General features: G+C 38.7%; 10 protein-coding genes and 1 tRNA gene. 5 read left to right on the forward strand and 6 right to left on the reverse strand.

Annotated elements, in window-relative coordinates:
• Window positions 1-99: 99 nt before the first annotated feature.
• Complete coding sequence (locus tag KJA58_RS04250) at window positions 100-1,743, reverse strand: lipid II flippase MurJ (RefSeq protein ID WP_213358190.1); 1,644 nt, start codon at window positions 1,741-1,743, stop codon at window positions 100-102.
• A gap of 54 nt (window positions 1,744-1,797) precedes the next feature.
• On the opposite strand from KJA58_RS04250, the gene KJA58_RS04255 reads away from it, so the two are divergent.
• On the forward strand, window positions 1,798-2,664 hold the full coding sequence (locus tag KJA58_RS04255; RefSeq protein WP_213358191.1) for a deoxyribonuclease IV: 867 nt from the start codon (window positions 1,798-1,800) through the stop codon (window positions 2,662-2,664).
• A gap of 51 nt (window positions 2,665-2,715) precedes the next feature.
• Here the strand turns inward: KJA58_RS04255 and rpsD are convergent, their stop codons facing one another.
• Complete coding sequence (gene rpsD / locus KJA58_RS04260) at window positions 2,716-3,345, reverse strand: 30S ribosomal protein S4 (RefSeq protein WP_213358192.1); 630 nt, start codon at window positions 3,343-3,345, stop codon at window positions 2,716-2,718.
• Window positions 3,346-3,495: 150 nt separating this feature from the next.
• Between rpsD and trhO the strand changes: the two genes are divergently transcribed.
• Window positions 3,496-4,485: an oxygen-dependent tRNA uridine(34) hydroxylase TrhO gene (gene trhO, locus KJA58_RS04265; RefSeq protein WP_213358193.1), complete on the forward strand. Its 990-nt coding sequence runs from the start codon at window positions 3,496-3,498 to the stop codon at window positions 4,483-4,485.
• Window positions 4,486-4,599: 114 nt separating this feature from the next.
• On the opposite strand, the gene KJA58_RS04270 is transcribed toward trhO, so the two are convergent.
• Complete coding sequence (locus KJA58_RS04270; RefSeq protein ID WP_213358194.1) at window positions 4,600-6,270, reverse strand: MFS transporter; 1,671 nt, start codon at window positions 6,268-6,270, stop codon at window positions 4,600-4,602.
• Here KJA58_RS04270 and KJA58_RS04275 point away from each other — a divergent pair.
• Both KJA58_RS04275 and KJA58_RS04280 read left to right on the forward strand, forming a co-directional pair.
• Window positions 6,269-9,358: an exodeoxyribonuclease V subunit gamma gene (locus KJA58_RS04275; protein WP_213358195.1), complete on the forward strand. Its 3,090-nt coding sequence runs from the start codon at window positions 6,269-6,271 to the stop codon at window positions 9,356-9,358. The two genes, KJA58_RS04270 and KJA58_RS04275, sit on opposite strands and share 2 nt — an antisense overlap.
• A 9-nt stretch (window positions 9,359-9,367) precedes the next feature.
• The gene (locus KJA58_RS04280) at window positions 9,368-12,535 is read left to right on the forward strand and encodes a UvrD-helicase domain-containing protein (protein WP_213358196.1); all 3,168 of its coding nucleotides are present in this window, start codon (window positions 9,368-9,370) and stop codon (window positions 12,533-12,535) included.
• Here KJA58_RS04280 and KJA58_RS04285 read toward each other — a convergent pair.
• Together KJA58_RS04285 and KJA58_RS04290 are read right to left on the reverse strand one after the other, a co-directional pair.
• Entirely contained in the window at window positions 12,532-13,554 is a 1,023-nt protein-coding gene (locus KJA58_RS04285; RefSeq protein ID WP_213358197.1) for a rod shape-determining protein MreC, read from the reverse strand. The two genes, KJA58_RS04280 and KJA58_RS04285, sit on opposite strands and share 4 nt — an antisense overlap.
• Complete coding sequence (locus KJA58_RS04290; RefSeq protein ID WP_213358198.1) at window positions 13,532-14,737, reverse strand: aromatic amino acid transaminase; 1,206 nt, start codon at window positions 14,735-14,737, stop codon at window positions 13,532-13,534. Before KJA58_RS04290 ends, KJA58_RS04285 begins: the two co-directional genes overlap by 23 nt.
• 72 nt (window positions 14,738-14,809) lie before the next feature.
• On the opposite strand from KJA58_RS04290, the gene KJA58_RS04295 reads away from it, so the two are divergent.
• Window positions 14,810-14,882: transfer RNA gene (locus KJA58_RS04295), tRNA-Ala, on the forward strand.
• Window positions 14,883-14,892: 10 nt separating this feature from the next.
• Here KJA58_RS04295 and KJA58_RS04300 read toward each other — a convergent pair.
• On the reverse strand, window positions 14,893-17,049 hold the full coding sequence (locus tag KJA58_RS04300) for a GreA/GreB family elongation factor (protein ID WP_213358199.1): 2,157 nt from the start codon (window positions 17,047-17,049) through the stop codon (window positions 14,893-14,895).
• Window positions 17,050-17,152: the final 103 nt, after the last annotated feature.

Genomic DNA, 17,152 nt, shown 5'->3' on the forward strand with positions numbered 1-17,152 from the left:
CTTTTCGCAAAGAGGTTCTTGCAACAACCCAAAAGTCAATGGAGGAAAAGTCTTAAAAAATGACGAAAGAGCGGCTGACCAAGGAAAGAAAAGGATTTCCTAACTTTCCTGCTCTTCTACCAATTGCTCATTTCGCCGCAAAACCCCTCCCTGACCTCTCCAGTAATCGAAAGAAGTCAAATTGAGAAGATCCTCAGTCCCGAAGAGTTTGGCAAATATAAACAAAAAAGCCAAGAAAATGCCGCTTTCAGAACAAAAAGCAAAGCACTGAGAGTATACTGCGGAAATAGAAAAAGCTTCTTTGGACGTTAATGAGTGAACCCAAATCACATTTGTGGTATGGGTAAGGAAGTTTATTCCTACAGTCACTAAGGCTGCTACTAATGTAGTAAAAAGCACTTTAAGCGCTCTAGAGAACGTTGCAGAAAGTATCCCCTTGTATGCGTCAAGTCTTTTCCCGGAGTACGTCCATAAAAGATATAACTGCACCCAAGAAACTATGGAAGTAGCCAAGGACACCCCATACACATTGTGGAAGAAATTCCCAAAGAAAAAGCTTAAACAAATATTGGATAGAGCTGTAACCACACCTATAAGCAGCGGTACGGTATATTTCCTATCAGCGTAAAACAGCACAGAAACCAGCGCGCTTAATGCCATAGGAATAATGCTTCCTCCGTATCCCCAAAGAACTTTGACTATTGCCTGCACAGCATCTTTGGAAAACTGTCCGTGTTCATACAACATCCTAACCCCAGGCAAGGCTAATAAAAACAGCCCTGTAGTCATGATGATCATTACTGATATAGTCAAGTTAAGAGCAAAGGAAAGAAGCTCGGAGCCTTTTTCATCATCTTTTTTCTGCACACAGCGTGAAATTGCTGGTAACAAAACAGTAAACACGCCCAAACCAAAAAGATGGATAGGCAGTTGCTGTATACGTGCTGCATACCAAAGATATAAAGGACCTATAGGATTGATATATTTTGCAATGAACATATCGCTCATTGTGTTGATTTGAAAGACTGCGCTATTTAGTAGACCTAACGACAAAGGTGCTAGCACTTTCTTAATGCTATCGATTTTTTGTGGTCTTGTTTTCCATTGAGATAAAAACTTTTGCACTCCAGGAACCGTCACAAACCATTCTAAGACAAAGCCACAAGTGATGATTATAGCAATTCGAATGATCCCTACTCTAGGCGGCACATTACGATTAATGATTACAGAGGCGATCCAAAGTAAATTTACAAGGGAAGGAGCCAGCCCAACGCCAAGAAATTTTTTCTCACAATGAAGTAGGGCTGCGTTCACGGTATAGAACAAAAGGAATATCCCTGCAGGCAACATAATCATCGTTAGCAAAAGAACATCCGAAGAATAATTAAGTGCTCGATATCGGTGAAACAATCCAACTTCTATTAAAAGTGTGAAGGAAACAGAAAAACTGACAAAAAACTTGAAGAACCTTCGAAAGAAGAAGGCTGCTCTGTTGGGATCTTGAGACCTTAAATATTCGAAATATGGAATAAAAGCGGTTCCTAGGACGTTTCCTCCTAAAACTTTTCTGAGCATGAAAATCATTCGAAAAGAGATCCAGAAAGTGGCCACTAAGGGATCTGCTCCAAAATACGTTGCCATAACTATTTCTCTTGCCATTCCTGTAACTCTACTAAACAAAGTTCCGGAAAGGACATTAAAAACAGCTCCTGCTACAGACTTTTGCCCATCTTTCTTATTCATTAATATTTTTATCTCCTTATATACTTCGAATGAATCGCATTATTTTATTTAATCATGGAAGTACTCGCACACCCAGATGAAATTCTCTTAGGAGCTCATACGTCAACAGCGGGAGGGCTGCACAACGCTCTCATAGAAGGCCAAGAAATAGGCGCGTCCACTGTTCAGTTATTCACAGCGAATCAAAGGCAATGGCGAAGAAAGCCTTTAACAAAAGAAGCCATTGCAGAATTTTACCAAGTTAAGAAGCAATCAAACTTAACCTATCTTATGAGCCACGCCAGTTACCTAATCAACCCAGGCTCTCCAAATTGTGAGACTTTAGCAAAAAGTCGTGAATGTTTGTACCAGGAAATTCAGGACTGTGTTTCTTTAGGAATTAGTTTTGTCAATTTTCATCCGGGTGCAGCCTTAGATTCTTCTAAAGAGCAATGTCTTGACACTATTATCCAAAGTTTTCTTTTAACAGCACCTTTATTTGAGCAATCTCCTCCTTTAATGGTTTTACTGGAAACTACGGCAGGGCAAGGTTCTTTGGTCGGCAGTTCTTTCGAAGAACTAGCCTACCTTATAGATGGACTAAAAAGCGTCATCCCTGTAGGAATTTGTCTGGACACCTGTCATATTTTTGCTGCTGGGTACGATATATCAACCTTTGAGGGGTGGGATTCCGTACTAAACCATTTTGACTCCACCATAGGTCTTTCCTATCTCCGAGCATTCCATTTAAATGACTCTGTCTTCCCTTGCGGCAAAAACAAGGACCGCCACGCTCCTCTGGGAGAAGGGTGTATAGGGCTAAAATGCTTTGAATTTTTAATGAAAAACCCAAAGACTCGGTTTATTCCTAAATACTTAGAAACCCCTGGCGGGCCAGATCTTTGGGAGAAAGAGATCCGAGTACTCAAAGGGCTTGCTTGATAACACCAGGCAAGCCTTCTTCTCTCTTAAAAAGACATAGTTAATATCTTTTTAAGTTCTGTGAGACAAGAACTCACAGATTAACGGAACGTTGATGGGCAAAGGAAGCTGCCCCTCCACCTGATCAGCCTCAGGAGAAGACACTAACACCCCTTTACACTTGGACTTATCCAAGGATATGTACGAAGGCAGCGAAGACTCGTCTTTAGCTTCCAAAGCTTCGCATACCATCTTCATCCGCTTAGATTTTTCTCCCAAGGTGATCTCCATTCCGGGGCGCACAAAAAACGATCTCCTATCAACCCTCTTCCCGTTGACCAAAACATGTCCGTGAGAAACCAGCTGCTGTGCTGCAAAGATTGTCTTAGCAAATCCCATCCTGTAAACCAGGTTGTCCAACCGGCACTCGAACCTTTCTAGAAATAGCTGAGCAGTATTTCCGTTTTTCCTTTCAGCTTCTTTGAAAGCTTTGACCAACTGTCTCTCCATGACCATGCCGTAGCATGCCTTTAACTTTTGTTTTTCTTCCAGCTGAGCTCCATATTCAGACTTCTTTCTTCTTTGAGCTCCGTGCTGCCCAGGAGGGTTCGCTTTTCGCAAGAGAGGATTGCGGCTTCTACCAAAAATGTTCGCTCCGAAGCGACGAGCTATTCTGTTCTTAGGACCACAATATCGAGCCATTATCCACCTTAAAGTTCTTGCCGCTGGCCTGATTCGCCTGCGGCGTTCTATATCGAATGATCAAAAAATACGAGTTAGTGCATCATTCTATTACTCGAAGGGAATTTTCTACAATGGAATTATTTTCCTCTTTCTGGTAGGGTTTTCCCCATGAAAAAAGATTATTATGCTTTAGCTTATTATTTGTTTACTGAAGTAAGCGATCCTCATCTAGAAATAGCTTTACACAAGGAGCTTTTTCAGAAAATGGACGTTAGCTGTCGGATCTATATCTCGGAAGAGGGTATTAACGGCCAGTTTAGTGGGTTTTTGCCAGATGCAGAATCTTACATGGCTTGGCTCAGGGAACGCCCGGCTTTCTCGGCAATAAAATTTAAAATTCATCATATTAAAGAAAACATTTTCCCTCGGGTAACTGTTAAATACAGAAAAGAGTTGGTTGCTCTTGGGTGTCAGGTGGACCCCTCCAAAGGAGGTGGGCATGTTTCCCCTGCTAAATGGAAAGAAATGTTGGATGATCCGAGATTTCTGATCTTAGATGTTCGCAATAACTATGAAACTAAAATTGGGCACTTTGAGAACGCCGTTCTACCGGACATTACAACTTTTAGAGAGTTCCCTGAGTACGCAGACAGGCTTTCTAAAGAGTACGATCCGGCAACAACTCCTGTGATGATGTACTGCACTGGGGGCATTCGCTGTGAATTGTATTCCTCTTTGCTTAAAGACAAGGGTTTCAAGGAAGTGTATCAGCTGGATGGCGGAGTCATTGCTTATGGAAATCAAATTGGCGACGACAAGTGGAAAGGAAAGCTTTTTGTTTTTGATGACCGACTTGCCGTTCCCATTGACGAAAAAGCTCCTCCTAGAGAGCCCATCGTCCAATGTTCTTCCTGTAATAGGCCTAGCGACACCTATTATAACTGTGCAAACGTGGATTGTAATTTGCTGTTTCTAAGTTGCCCGGATTGCATTCAAAAATCCAAGGGATGTTGTAGCGAGTCTTGTCAGAAATCTCCAAGGATACGGAGCTTTGATGAAAGCAGAGGAAACAAGCCTTTTAGAAGAGCTCATCTAGAAAAAACGAGGGCTTCTAAAAACACTTCTTCCTCCATAGATTGCTGCGGGTGTTCTGTATAGCTTAGAAATCCCCTCCTTCCTAATTAGGTGATATCGCACTAGTAGACAAGAGGAGGGGCGCTTTAGGCCGCGTAACCCTCCACTCTGCCGATCTTTTAAAAAAGATGCTTTCTTTTAAATGTCTAGATCCAAAAAGAATTTGTTATGATCATTGGCTCTCAAAGCAAGATTTTGTGCAGTGAGATCATTCTCTTTCAACAAAGAATGCAGGGTTTCCAAAGTCTTTTCAGCCCTTCCAACACAAAGAATGCATACACTCTCGCCCCTTTCTAACCCCTCTCGAATAGAACTGATCGTTTGACACAAAGCCAAACTAAAAGAAGCCTTAGACTCTTCAGAGGATAAATTAGCTCTGATAACAGAGAAACAGAAAGAAAATATTCGCGAAGCTAGCTCTTCTTTAAAAATCACTGGCATGACTCGAGTTACTCTAGGAAGTAGCGCTAAAACTTTGTTTAACTCCCTTTCGTCATCAACTTGGCAAAGAAAACAAGATTTGGGAGCCACTTGTAAACGAAAGTGTTTTATAAAATGGCGCCGCAAGAAAACGTCACAAAACAGTCTGTATAAAATCTCTCTCCAAAAGAAGAGGTATCCCAAACTCAAAAGAGAAACAATCCAACCAATAAAAGCGAAGCTTTTTCCTGGGTCTAGTTGCAAAACATTCCCTAAAAACCACAAAACAAAGGAAGTCAACAAGACTCCAAAAAAGTCTAAGAAATTATTAGCAGCAAGAATCCTCCCTCGCTTATGTTCTGGACTGACGTACTGAACATAAGCGTGCAGGGGAACTTGATAAAAACCTCCGAAAACACCAAGGAGAAATAGACAACCTATCAAAGAAAAAAGCGTAGAAGAGAAATGCAGCCCCATTAGGAAAAATCCTATACCTACGCCAGCTAGAGGAGTGTAAGCCAACTCTATGTTTTTCCCGGAAACAACCCCAGCCAAGTATGAGCCTAAGCCAACACCTATAGCAACCATAGGAAACAGAAATCCCCCGTAATGTTCAGGCAAACCCAAATCGAACTGAACGAAGGGAACAATTTCCAATTGTACATAAGCTCCCATGAGGAGAAAGAAAGAACCTAAAAAGATCGCAGAAGTCAAGTAGCGAATGGATGTCGTAGCTCTCAGAGTTATCCAAATTTCCTTAAAATTAAACAGCTGAATTTTTTGATTTTTATTATCTACACGACTTCTAGCTATGTAGAAGGCTATGAGCGCTCCTACCAAAGAAAAAATCACACAAAAAGAGCTTATAAAAACATATTTTTCAACCCCACTTCCCCCAGTAATTCCACAAAACACAGAGGCCAAGCAAGAGCCCAAAATGCTAGCAGAATACGTTGCAGCGGCCATAATGCCATTGGCACGAGATAGTTGCTCTGTAGGCAAAATTTCTGGTAATATACCGAGCTTTGCTGGACCAAAAATGGCCGTGTGGGAAGCCATTAAAATCAATACTAAATACCCACCCCATTCGGACTGAATATAAAATAAGAAAGTCCCGAGGCAGGCGCAGAAAACCTCTACGGCTCGGGTAAACAAGATGATATTTCTTTTTTTAAACCTATCCGCTAAAGATCCCGCAAAAGGAGCTAATAAAAGAAACGGTAAAGCAAAACAGAAGCTGACTATGGACAGTATCTTCGTACTCTCTTGAGGAGTCTTGTCCTTCACAAGGAAAAAGACTAAAAGAAACTTGTACAGGTTATCGTTTAATACTGTAAGAAAATGAGTCGTAACTAAAGCTTTAAAAGATATCTCTCTGGATGTTTTCATGTCTCACAAAGAAAATAATGTTTTTTTTAGTAACTCTCTCCATCACCTGTTAGCGAAGCTTTCTATAGACTTATTCTCTACAAAGCAAACCCCATTTTCCAGAAGACGGATTCTCGTACCGACTATAGAAATCTGTAATTGGGTTCAAAACGAACTTCTTTCTGCATCCCCGAATCACACCGTTTTAGGCTCCAGATTTCTGACTTCTCCCGAAGCTTTTATCAAATTCCTGTACACGGAGTTCTGCCAAAAAAACTCCGAATTCCCTGATTTTCCCACACTCCCCCTATGGCTGCATGAGAAAATCAGAGAAAACACAGAAAACCCTATCTTTACAGACTTTTTTCAACAGCTAAAAAGCAAAATACCCTTTAACTTTACACTCTCTCTAGCCCAGGCCTTTAGAAAGTACTACTTAAACCACCAGCCCATAGGAGGCGCTAACAATTATTACCAATTGTTTTTTGAAAAAGTCTGCTCCCATTTTGTAAGCCCCACCAATATTATGCAAGAAATTCGGACGCAAGGCCGCCTGAAAGACAGCAACCTATCTCTTTTTGTTTTTACCCTTTCTGGCCTCCCTCTGCACATGCTTTCCTTTCTGTCAGAAATTTCTGCTCAAATCCCGGTATATTTCTACGTTTTGTTGCCCACTAAAGAATATTTTGGAGACATGATTTCTGATAACTTCATAGATAAATATTTAGAACGCCATATAGAAAAAGCCTCAACAAAGGCTCTTTCATCATGGGAAAACTATGTTTTCAGCAATAGAAATTCCCTTTTAGCCAACCTCTCCTTCTCCTGCAGATCTGCTTTAAATTTCTTCGTAGATAAAAATTTTTCATCAACAGAGCATTTTTTCCCGCCTAAGGAAGACTCTTCTTTTGAATTATTAAAAAGCGACATCTTTCAGCTAAAAGAAAGCTCTAAAAAAGAATTCTCTCAAAAAGCTTCTAGCATCACTATAAGCAAAGCCCCATCTCTAGTAAGAGAGGTACAAGCAGTTTTTTGTAAAATTTCTACTCTTATTCTTTCTGGAACCTCCTTAAAAGACATTCGAATTCTTTGTAAAAAGATCAAAGATTATGCTCCTATTATTCGCTCTATTTTTTCCCCGCACATTCCGTTGTCTATTAGAGGTGTAATTTCCTCCTCAGGGGAACGCTTGCAAAATAAAATTCGTATAATTTCTTCCCTGATCCTATCTAGAGGAAGTTTACCAAATCTACACAAGCTATTCTCCCATCCAGATATGCGGAGAGTTGACTATAAAGAAGATCTCGAAACTCAATTATCAACTATAGACAAGATTTTTTACCAAATCCCGATATCCGAAAGGAAAAAAGGATCTCATCTAAATTCTTTGGCAGATGCTATTATCGATAACTACCCCTTTTCAGAAACAACTGGTAAAGCTGTCTGTCCAGAACTTTTGGGAGAAATGGCTTTAACCTTGTACCGATTACATAGCCTTGTAGAAGAGAATCTTTTAGAGAAAGAAGCATCTATACAAGATTTTACTGAAAAGATTTTTTCTTTGATGGAAGATATCTTCCTTTTAGAAAATGAGGAACAATTCCTCGTTGACAAACTTAAAAAAAATTTAGCCTCCTACAAAGACCTTTCTTGTTCCTTGTTTTTCTTTTTTGACTTTTGTCTCCACTTTGTAGAATGTTTCCATCAAGAACCAGCCTTACATCAAGGAAAGCTTCTAGTCGGTCCCATCCAAACTTTAGCTTCCATTCCATCTACGCATACTTTTGTATTAGGAGCCTCCTCCTCACAAACTTCTAAAGAAGAGGATTCGTTTTCATTAGACCTAATAAAGTTAGACGAAGATAGCAACAATAACGACGATAAGAACAGCTTATTCTTAGAAATAATAACCTCAACAAAGGAAAGCTTACACATTAGTTTTTCCTCATCAGGAGAATGTCCCGAAGCACCTCTTCCGGCTGTTGAATGGATTGCGGAAGCTTCCCACACTCCTATGCAGACCATCCCAACCCAACCGTTTTCAAAAGAAAACTTTAAAGAGAGGCTCCCATTACACTCTTCCATGACCTATCATTTTGAGTTAGCAAAAGCCTTTTACTCTCCTAGAAAACAAGCCGATATTTTCATCAACTACGACCCACCAGTCTCTTATCCACAAGAAGAAAAAATCATTTCTCTATCTATTGCAGACATCGTTTCTACTCTTCAAAATCCTTTAAATGCGTTTTTAACAAAAAAAGCAAAGTTCTCCCCCTCTATTTTCTCTACCATCACTTCTCCCCTTTTATACACAACATCATACAAAGATCTTTTGAAAATATGGACAAACTACATTCGAGGAAACACAGAAAACGCTTCACTATCTCACAAGTATATTTCGGAACGGTTACGATCTGAGCTTACATCTCAGTCTAAACACTTAGTATCTTTCTTACAAAAATTACAAGCGGCCAAACAATCTGCATTATCTTCTGTTCGCTTTTCCTCTTCACTATTTCAAGAAAATTTTCAGGGAAGGAATGCGCCTGAATTCGAAATATTATGGAATGAGTATAAAATTAAACTTCGGGGAACCATTCATGGAGTTAGTGCTTCTGGCCTCAGCATTCTTTCTCCAGCCATGAGTTCTGGTTATAAGAAAGCTTTTCCTTTGTCTATTTTTTCCGAAAACCATCCATATCTCCATCATAGGATAGAAGCTAAGTTGTACATGGCTTTGCTTTCTTTAACAAAAATGATTTCACCTGACGCGAAGGTTATTCAAGAGGTTTTTTGTCTTCCAAACGAAATTTTTACAGAAAATCATTCCCAACAAAATCTTGATCCGGGAGAATATTTGCGCACAGTTTTAAAAACTTACTTTGCTGTCTTAGAAGTGCCCTTTCCTTTGTTTCGTACTTTGGATCAGGTTCACCAGATGAAATGGCTCAGTATGTCTAAAGGAGATTGGAATAAGTTTTGTTGTTCCACAAATCAACCCAAAGATTTTTCTCCTTCATTTTGGGTTACACAAAATAGGGCGCTTTCATCAGAGGAGTTTGAGGAGAGAACAAGAGACATTTTCGATTTATATACAAAATTACTTTGAAGAGAACATATGGCAGAAAACACTATTGGTTTCGATGTTACGAGTTTAGACTCCCCTGTTAAAGGAAAGTTTTTTTTAGACGCTTCGGCAGGAACAGGAAAAACTTTTGCTATAGAGAACATCGTTCTTAGATTAGTTCTCTCTGGAGATATTTCTTCCTTAGATAAGATCCTTGTGATGACCTTCACTAGAGCTGCAACAGAAGAATTGAAATCTAGAATTAAAGACACATTGCTCTCTGCAAAGAGCGCCTTAAAACTCTATCTGGATGACAGAGAGTCTTCTTTAGAATCTCTGCCCTATTATCTCTCTCCAGAGATGCATCCAGAAAAAGTAAAGCAGCTTTACATTCGAGTACGCCTAGCCATATCTACTTTAGAAAATGCTTCTATTTACACAATTCACGGCTTTTGTAGAAAGGTTTTAGATGAATACTCTCCAGGGTTTCAAATTCCTACTCCTCCCCCCGGAATGACCCGTTCTCAAAGTTTCCAAGAAGTTATTTCTCATTATCTATCACAGGATTTATGGAAGGACATCTTGTTTCCTCAACAGTTTCATTTCATAGCTTACCAACACAATCCCAATAAACCTGGAAGTATTGGATTGATAGAAAAACTCAAAAGTTCTCTGGAAACAAAAAATTTAGAACCTCTCTCTAAGGAGTACTTTTTTGAACGAGCTAAACACTATTCCTCTTCGCTGCAGCCCCTTATAAGATTGCCAAGGAAAGGGTTGCGAGCTCATTTAGAGCACGCACGACAAAATTTAAAAAAAGATATTCCTATAACAGAACATGATGTGGAAGCTTTTTTAGACAGCTTGTACAGCCTTCATCATCTCCAGGAGAGCTCGAATTATTCTTTAGAAGATTCCGCTCCCTCTATATTCCTTCATTATCGAGTAGCTCTAGCATTTTTGAATAATATAAAACAGTCCGCCCAGAAAATACTAAACTGTCCTGTGTTTTCTCTTTTGAGAACTTCCGGGTTGCTTTCCGATATAATACTTTTTTTCCATGAAGAAAGACTTCTTGCTACTCTAGCTATGGATATTAGAAAACATCTAGAATCTACTTTTGGTCCCTGTCTATCCTTTGATGACCTTGTCTCTACAGTGGAAAATATCCTATGCAGTAATACGGAAAAAGCTTCTCAAATTCGAAATACTATTCGAAATCAGTATGAGTTAGTATTGATAGATGAATCACAGGATACTGATAAGGCACAATGGAATATTTTTCAGTCTTTATTCCTTAGTGAAGAGTATTCTGGAAATCTTTTCATTATAGGAGATCCTAAGCAATCCATATATGAATGGAGAAAAGCCGACCTATCCTCTTACTTAAACATCAGAGATTCTTTCCCACCAAACAGTATTCTGCAAATGAATACGAACTATAGATCTACGCCAGATCTTATGCAGTCCATCAACCTTTTTTTCTCTTTAAGAAAACCTTTTTTAACAATCCTTTCAGAACAAAACTCTTCACCCAAGACACTTGATTATCACCATTGTCTATCGGGGAAAAATTCTCTTCTTCCGCCTCTGACACCAAGAAAACCCATCCATTTTTTTCTTTCAGAAACTCTTGAGGACGCAATTTCCAATATTTGTCAGGAAGCCCTCCGTCTCCATGAGGAGCATAAAGTTCCTTTTGGAGATATGGCTGTACTAGTATCCCAAAATGAGCACGCTTTCACATTTATTCGAACATCATCATTGCCAACTTCTCTATGTAAATCGAAATCTATTTTTTCTAAAACGCCTTCTCATACTTTATTACTCTTGCTTTTAGAAATTCTTAAGGACCCTTGCAATGCCAATAAAGTGGCAGCCATTCTTTCCAGTTGTTTATTTGGTTACACCTCTTCTGAAATCCAAAGAAAACTAGAAAGTGAAATTGAATTTTTTGTCGAACTATCCGAATACGTAAAAACAAGAAAACTACTTTCTACCTTCTACAAATTAATGAGTCGCTGTGGAGTTTCTCTTCTTTCCACTACTACCGAGGGTTCTTTAATTTATCAAGAAATGGAGCTTCTCTGTATTTACCTGGAAAAGCAAACGCCCAATCCAGCTCAGTATCTTATCTATTTAAAAGATCTTGAAGAATTAAAAGAACGAGAAGAAGAATTGCTAATAAATTTCTCTTCTGAGGACAAAGAAACATTAAAAGTCACTACTATCCACAGCTCTAAAGGATTAGAATACGAAGTGGTTTTCCTTTTGGGCCTCTTTTCATCAACAAAAAAATCTATAACGGAATCTATTCACGAAACTTATGTTGCTGTGACCCGAGCAAGAAGACAAGTATACATTCCCATCAATACAAAGACAAAATCTTCTCTATTTCACAATTATATAAAAGAAATCACCTCAGAATCAGCAGAAAGTTTTGCACAAAACCTATCCCAAAATCATTCTGAGTCTTTTTCTTTTTCTGAAAAAATGCAATATCAGACAAAAGAACGAAACCAACCCAAGGGAAACGACTCTTCACTAGCAGCCCCTCACCCATTTTCTCTTCCCCATATTGAAATTTCAGAAGTTTTATCTTTCTCGAAAGTATACGAAAATCTTTATCCCTACCCCGCCTCTACAAACAAAGATGAAAACATTCCAAGGGGACGCGCTTTTGGAATACTCGTTCATGAAATTTTAGAGAAACTAGACTTCTCTCTCTTTATCGACGCAAAAACTGAAGACAAAATACGTCTTGCCTTAGAACCTTTCATCAAAACTTTTACTAAAAATACTCCATTCCAAGAGCACAATACCTTTATAGCCCGAATCATTGCTAAAGCTTTTTCTACTCCTCTTAGTTTTAAAACTAATACGTTCCAACTAAGCGAGGTTGACCCACAAAAAATTTTTAGAGAAGAAGATTTTCTAACTAAAGATGACAATAACACTTGGAAAGGCGTTATAGACCTATTTTTTGAACACCAAGGTTCTTATTACCTCATAGATTGGAAGACAACAACTTTAGAAAGTTATTCTCAAGAGAACCTTTCTGAATACGTAAAACAAAACAACTTTGACAAACAAGCGGAGATCTATCTTACAGCTACAAAAAACTTTCTAAAACAATTTGACATCCAAACAAGCCCCGAGATAGCCTTTATTTTCCTCAAAGGACTTGATCAAGATGGTCAAGGAGTTTTTATTCCTTAATCCCACGGAGTTCCAAAAATATCTGGCCTATCATTGGGGTTAAATGACATTGGGGGTAAAATGCTTACCCAAGATAAGCGTTCTAACCCACTTATCAAAGACTTTGCTTCCAAAGAAAAAGTACAAGCGCCTTCTTTTAGGGGAAAAATCTTTGTCACTTCTGCCACAAGAAGTCCTGGAGGAAAGACTCCGTCCATACCAGTTGTTACCAAAACATCTCCAAGACTTAATCTTTCCTTATCGATATCACCAGAATAGCAGTAAAATCCATCTCCGTGTAAGACATCGACAGTGTTGCTCCATAGGGGATTTCCAGAACCAAAAAGAATTCCTCTGAAAACAGGACCGTCTTCTTCGCAACAAATAGAACGAGAAAACTCCGTTATCAAACGAATAAAATTTGCTTTTTCTTCATCTTCCAAACAACTTTGTGGAAGAGATTCTAGAGAAGCTACTAATCTATCTGCCAATATTTGGATACTTCCAGACTTCATAGAGCTTTTTGCAGAAGCTACAGAGGGCTTCATTCCCACATCAGAAACAACTCGAACTCTGGACTGTCTTTCTCCCACATAGTCTATTATTCCCAGAAGAACCTTACCGCAAACAACAGGGCTTTGTTTCTGGACAGAACAATTTTTTCCTACATTAATCCAAAGAGAACTCCCCCAACAAGTTGGATCTCTAAAAATTATCTTAGCTTCTATAGATTTATCATAGTATGGGCGCAAAAACTCTTCCATTACGGGAGAGGTTTTCTTTATACTATAAGAAGCTCGAAGTAGGTCTTTTGCTGATTCCAGCTCTTTTTTTAATAAAAAGTTTTCTGTTTCCAAAAAATGCGCTTCTGATTTCTTTTGTTCTTTGTTAGTTTCCCAGCTAAACAACGTCATGTAGGCGTCAACAAAAGCTATTCGAGCTCTTTCTTGTAAGGTCTTTGGTAGACATAAAGAACCAAAAACACCTAAAAAAATCAAAAGATAGATCCTAGCTCTTTTAAGAAATTCGATGTTGCGCATATGCCTCAGCAAAACCCTTGACAATCTTGGCTACATTCTTTTCTGTGATTCCATTTAGGTTAAATCTACCTCCAGGAGCCGTGTAAATAGCGTATTGCTCTCTTAAGAAGTCCACCTGCTCTTTAGAAAAAGCGGGATACCCGAAGAATCCTTTTTGGTTAAGGATATAGTCAAAAGCTCCTTTACATTCTGCAGACAGTTTTTCCACAAAAAACTTTCGTTTCTCATTCATAGCGGAGCGCATCTCTTCTAGTTCATCTCGCCACTCCTGTCTTAAGTATGGATTTTTCATGATAGTGTTAACTATCAAAGCACCGTGTCTTGGAGGATTAGAATATTCCCCACGAATTTTTTCTTTCATCAATGAAGACACTTTCTTTACACTATCCTCCGTCAAACAGTATATGGCGAACATGCCCACCCGTTCACCATACAAACAGAAATTCTTACTGGAACAAGCCGCCACAGCAACAGGAATTTCTCGATTAACGAAAAGCTCCACAGGAAACCTATCAGACTCTAGTCCGTCTCCAAACCCCTGATAAGCCATATCTATTATTGGAAATAAACTTTTAGTCTTAACGATCTGAGCTATTTCTTCCCATTGGCTTTTAGAAAAGTCTGTTCCAGTTGGATTGTGACAACAGCATTGAAATAAGATTACAGATTTTTCTGGAACACCTTTTAAGAATTGAAAGAATTCGTTTATTTTCAAACACTGCTGGTCGGGATCATAATAAGGATATTTAGAAACTCCTAATCCTAAATTGGAGAAAATTCTTTCATGATTTCCCCAACTTTGTTCTGAAATATAAACGTGTTTGTTTACCTCTGGTGCCGTTGCAAACAATATTGCAGCTAAATGCAGAGCTCCAGTCCCCCCCAGAGATTGACAAGAAAAGATGGATGTCATCCCATCGTTAGAGCCAAAGACCATCTTTCGCATCTCATCGATGTATCCCGAAAAACCTTCTATTGGTAGATACAATTTATTGGTTTCTTCTTCTGTTATCAAAGTCATCGCTTTTTTAATAGCTGAGCAACCCCCAAAACGCTTTGTAGGATGGACATACACTCCTATAAGAAGGTCTATTTTTTCTTCTCTAGGGTCTTCTTTAAAAGCTGAATCCAAGCCAAAAATAGCATCTGGTGGGAAAGACGGTAGCTCACTAAAAAAATTCATATATCCTCGTGTTTTAATGAAAGAGAGAGTTGATTCCAATACCCCTATCATGTTAGATTTACGTTCCTTTCCGGGGCATTAGCTCAGTTGGTAGAGCGCAACAATGGCATTGTTGAGGCCAGCGGTTCGACCCCGCTATGCTCCATAACTTCTTCTCAAACTTTTTCCAAGAAAGAATCTATTTTCAGTATAGAAAAAGTTTCTCCCCTAAAAGAGAATGTTTCGTTTAGCTTTAAGCCCTTCATTGCTTGAGCAAACTTTGATTGCATAGATAAAATACTCTTCTCTGGATCAGCGTCCCAGGCTCCAAGAAGTGTATACTCTATTTTCTTCCCAGATTCATTTTTTAAAGAAACAATACAACCAATACCGACACTGTCTGTAAAGATATCTTCTTTCGTCAAAATTCGGGCCTTATTTACTTGCTCAGAAAGCATTCTTATCCTTTCTTGAATACGGGATCTTCTTTCCAAGGCAAACTTATATTCAGAATTTTCTCTTAAATCTCCAAGGGCTCTAGCTTCTTCTATTTCTCGAGCATTATCTACCATTTCCCTGCCAACTAAAGAGCTCAACTCTTCCTTAGCTCTAGAAAAGCTTTCAGATGTACACCAGAAGATCTCTTCTTCTTCGTTTTTATCTTTTTTCAGCTCAGGACTAATTGCCTCTGAAATCCCCTGAAAAGCTCCTAAATCAGCGGAAGAAAACTGCGGACATTTTGTAGACAACAACAAGAACTCCTTCAGATAATTACTAGAAGCAGAGGAAAGGATCTCTCTTACAACCAAATATCTTTTGGCAACCAAAAATGCATGTACCTTTTTTCCTAAATCTTTGTGTTCTTGAGAGCTATAAACGCTATACATAAAATTCAATGCTGCTTCTAGAAAGGTTTGCCGTATCTGCTTGTCCCCTTGAAGAAAAATACCATCTTCTTTGCTACACAATTTCACAAAAAACCAAACAAAGACATCGGGAAACATTGTTGGTCTGTCTACTAAACTCAACAACCTCTCTTTCAATTCTTCTTTCCCTACGCTATCGCTCCTAAGTTCTTTAAAAAGGTATTCTCTAATAACCTGAGAAGATGTTGAAAACAACACATTAAAAAATATCTCAGACCATACTGCTGTTCCTGCTCTCAAATATGCTAAAAAGTTTTTTTGCAAACTAGCTATGCCCATGTTGTTGACCAATATGGACACATCAGAGTAAGAGCTCGCGATTTCGTTTATCTCTTCGCTTTTATTTTCTTCAAAGAAATCTGATATTAACAAAAGAGCCTGGATACAGATAGCAGGATCTACGTCATCTGCTAACTTGTTAAGTTCTTCTCGAATAAATTGTCGCCCAAGCTCTCTTTTAGCCTCTCCAGGGAAATCTCTCAGAAAATTATAAACGAGTGTGAGCTTTGAAAGCTTATCTAACGGATTTATTTTCGATATACTGTTCTTAAAAACATCTAGATGAGAAATTTCTTCTGTTGTTAAGAAAAAAGCGTCCCTCACATTCGAAGGAAATGCTATCCTGGTGTCTTTTTTTATCTTTAATTTAGCTCCCTGCCACCATCTATTCCAATCCTCTTGAGGAATAATAAGATCCAGAAATTCATCCTTGATCTCTTTTGCTGTTTTTGGCCCCAAATCTCTAAGCATCAAAATGATTGCTTCTACAGGACTCTCTTTAGCAAACCGTTCGAAAGCATCTGGATCTCCAAATCTCCTAGTCAAGAAATGCTCTTTAGATAGAGGAGAAAGGTTTTTTATAGCTGAATCAAAAGAAACGTCTTTAGCAGACATAACCCCTTCAAATTCAATACACACTTTTTTTTGTAAGAAGGAGCTTTCCATAACTTCTCCAACCCCCCATCCTCCGGAATGGAAGACAAAATTTCCCACCCTTAGATGTTGGATTAATTCAAACCTGCTAATAGCGTATTGAAAATCTCCTTTCTCCCTCAGGCCAACAAACCTCAAAGCATCACTAAAGTGATCATAATCAGAATATCTATCTGAAAGAAACTTAACGGCTAATTCAAAAAAAGTTTTAGAGTTTGTTGTTTGCAAATCAACAGCCAATCTAAAAACTTCGTCTTTTTCTTTGCCTTTTGGAAGCTTTTCCCAAAGGGGAAGCACGGTTTCTGCAATTCGACCAAAGATAGGAGCAACAGAAGAGCCTTTGATACTTTTCAGGATACCAACTAGCTCGTCTCCTCTGACAACATCATTGAAGCAAAATTCTTCCCAAAGAGACACAAATTCATTGGGTTGATCAGAGTCTATAAAGTACTGAAGTTTTTCTAGGTAATCCACGGCGATCTCTTAACTTTTTGAAGAAATATACGGAGACCACAAAAAAAGAGCAATAAAACATTACAATTAATAAAAGCTGCTTTAAAATAATAAAAAACACGGG

The organism is Chlamydiifrater phoenicopteri, from assembly GCF_902807005.1.
In the GTDB taxonomy this organism is placed as follows: domain Bacteria; phylum Chlamydiota; class Chlamydiia; order Chlamydiales; family Chlamydiaceae; genus Chlamydiifrater; species Chlamydiifrater phoenicopteri.

Bases quoted from the DNA above. Each gene is read 5' to 3' on its own strand.
- KJA58_RS04250 (WP_213358190.1), bottom strand. From the start codon at position 1,743: ATGAATAAGAAAGATGGGCAAAAGTCTGTAGCAGGAGCTGTTTTTAAT.
- KJA58_RS04255 (WP_213358191.1), top strand. From the start codon at position 1,798: ATGGAAGTACTCGCACACCCAGATGAAATTCTCTTAGGAGCTCATACG.
- rpsD (WP_213358192.1), bottom strand. From the start codon at position 3,345: ATGGCTCGATATTGTGGTCCTAAGAACAGAATAGCTCGTCGCTTCGGA.
- trhO (WP_213358193.1), top strand. From the start codon at position 3,496: ATGAAAAAAGATTATTATGCTTTAGCTTATTATTTGTTTACTGAAGTA.
- KJA58_RS04275 (WP_213358195.1), top strand. From the start codon at position 6,269: ATGTCTCACAAAGAAAATAATGTTTTTTTTAGTAACTCTCTCCATCAC.
- KJA58_RS04270 (WP_213358194.1), bottom strand. From the start codon at position 6,270: ATGAAAACATCCAGAGAGATATCTTTTAAAGCTTTAGTTACGACTCAT.
- KJA58_RS04280 (WP_213358196.1), top strand. From the start codon at position 9,368: ATGGCAGAAAACACTATTGGTTTCGATGTTACGAGTTTAGACTCCCCT.
- KJA58_RS04285 (WP_213358197.1), bottom strand. From the start codon at position 13,554: ATGCGCAACATCGAATTTCTTAAAAGAGCTAGGATCTATCTTTTGATT.
- KJA58_RS04290 (WP_213358198.1), bottom strand. From the start codon at position 14,737: ATGAATTTTTTTAGTGAGCTACCGTCTTTCCCACCAGATGCTATTTTT.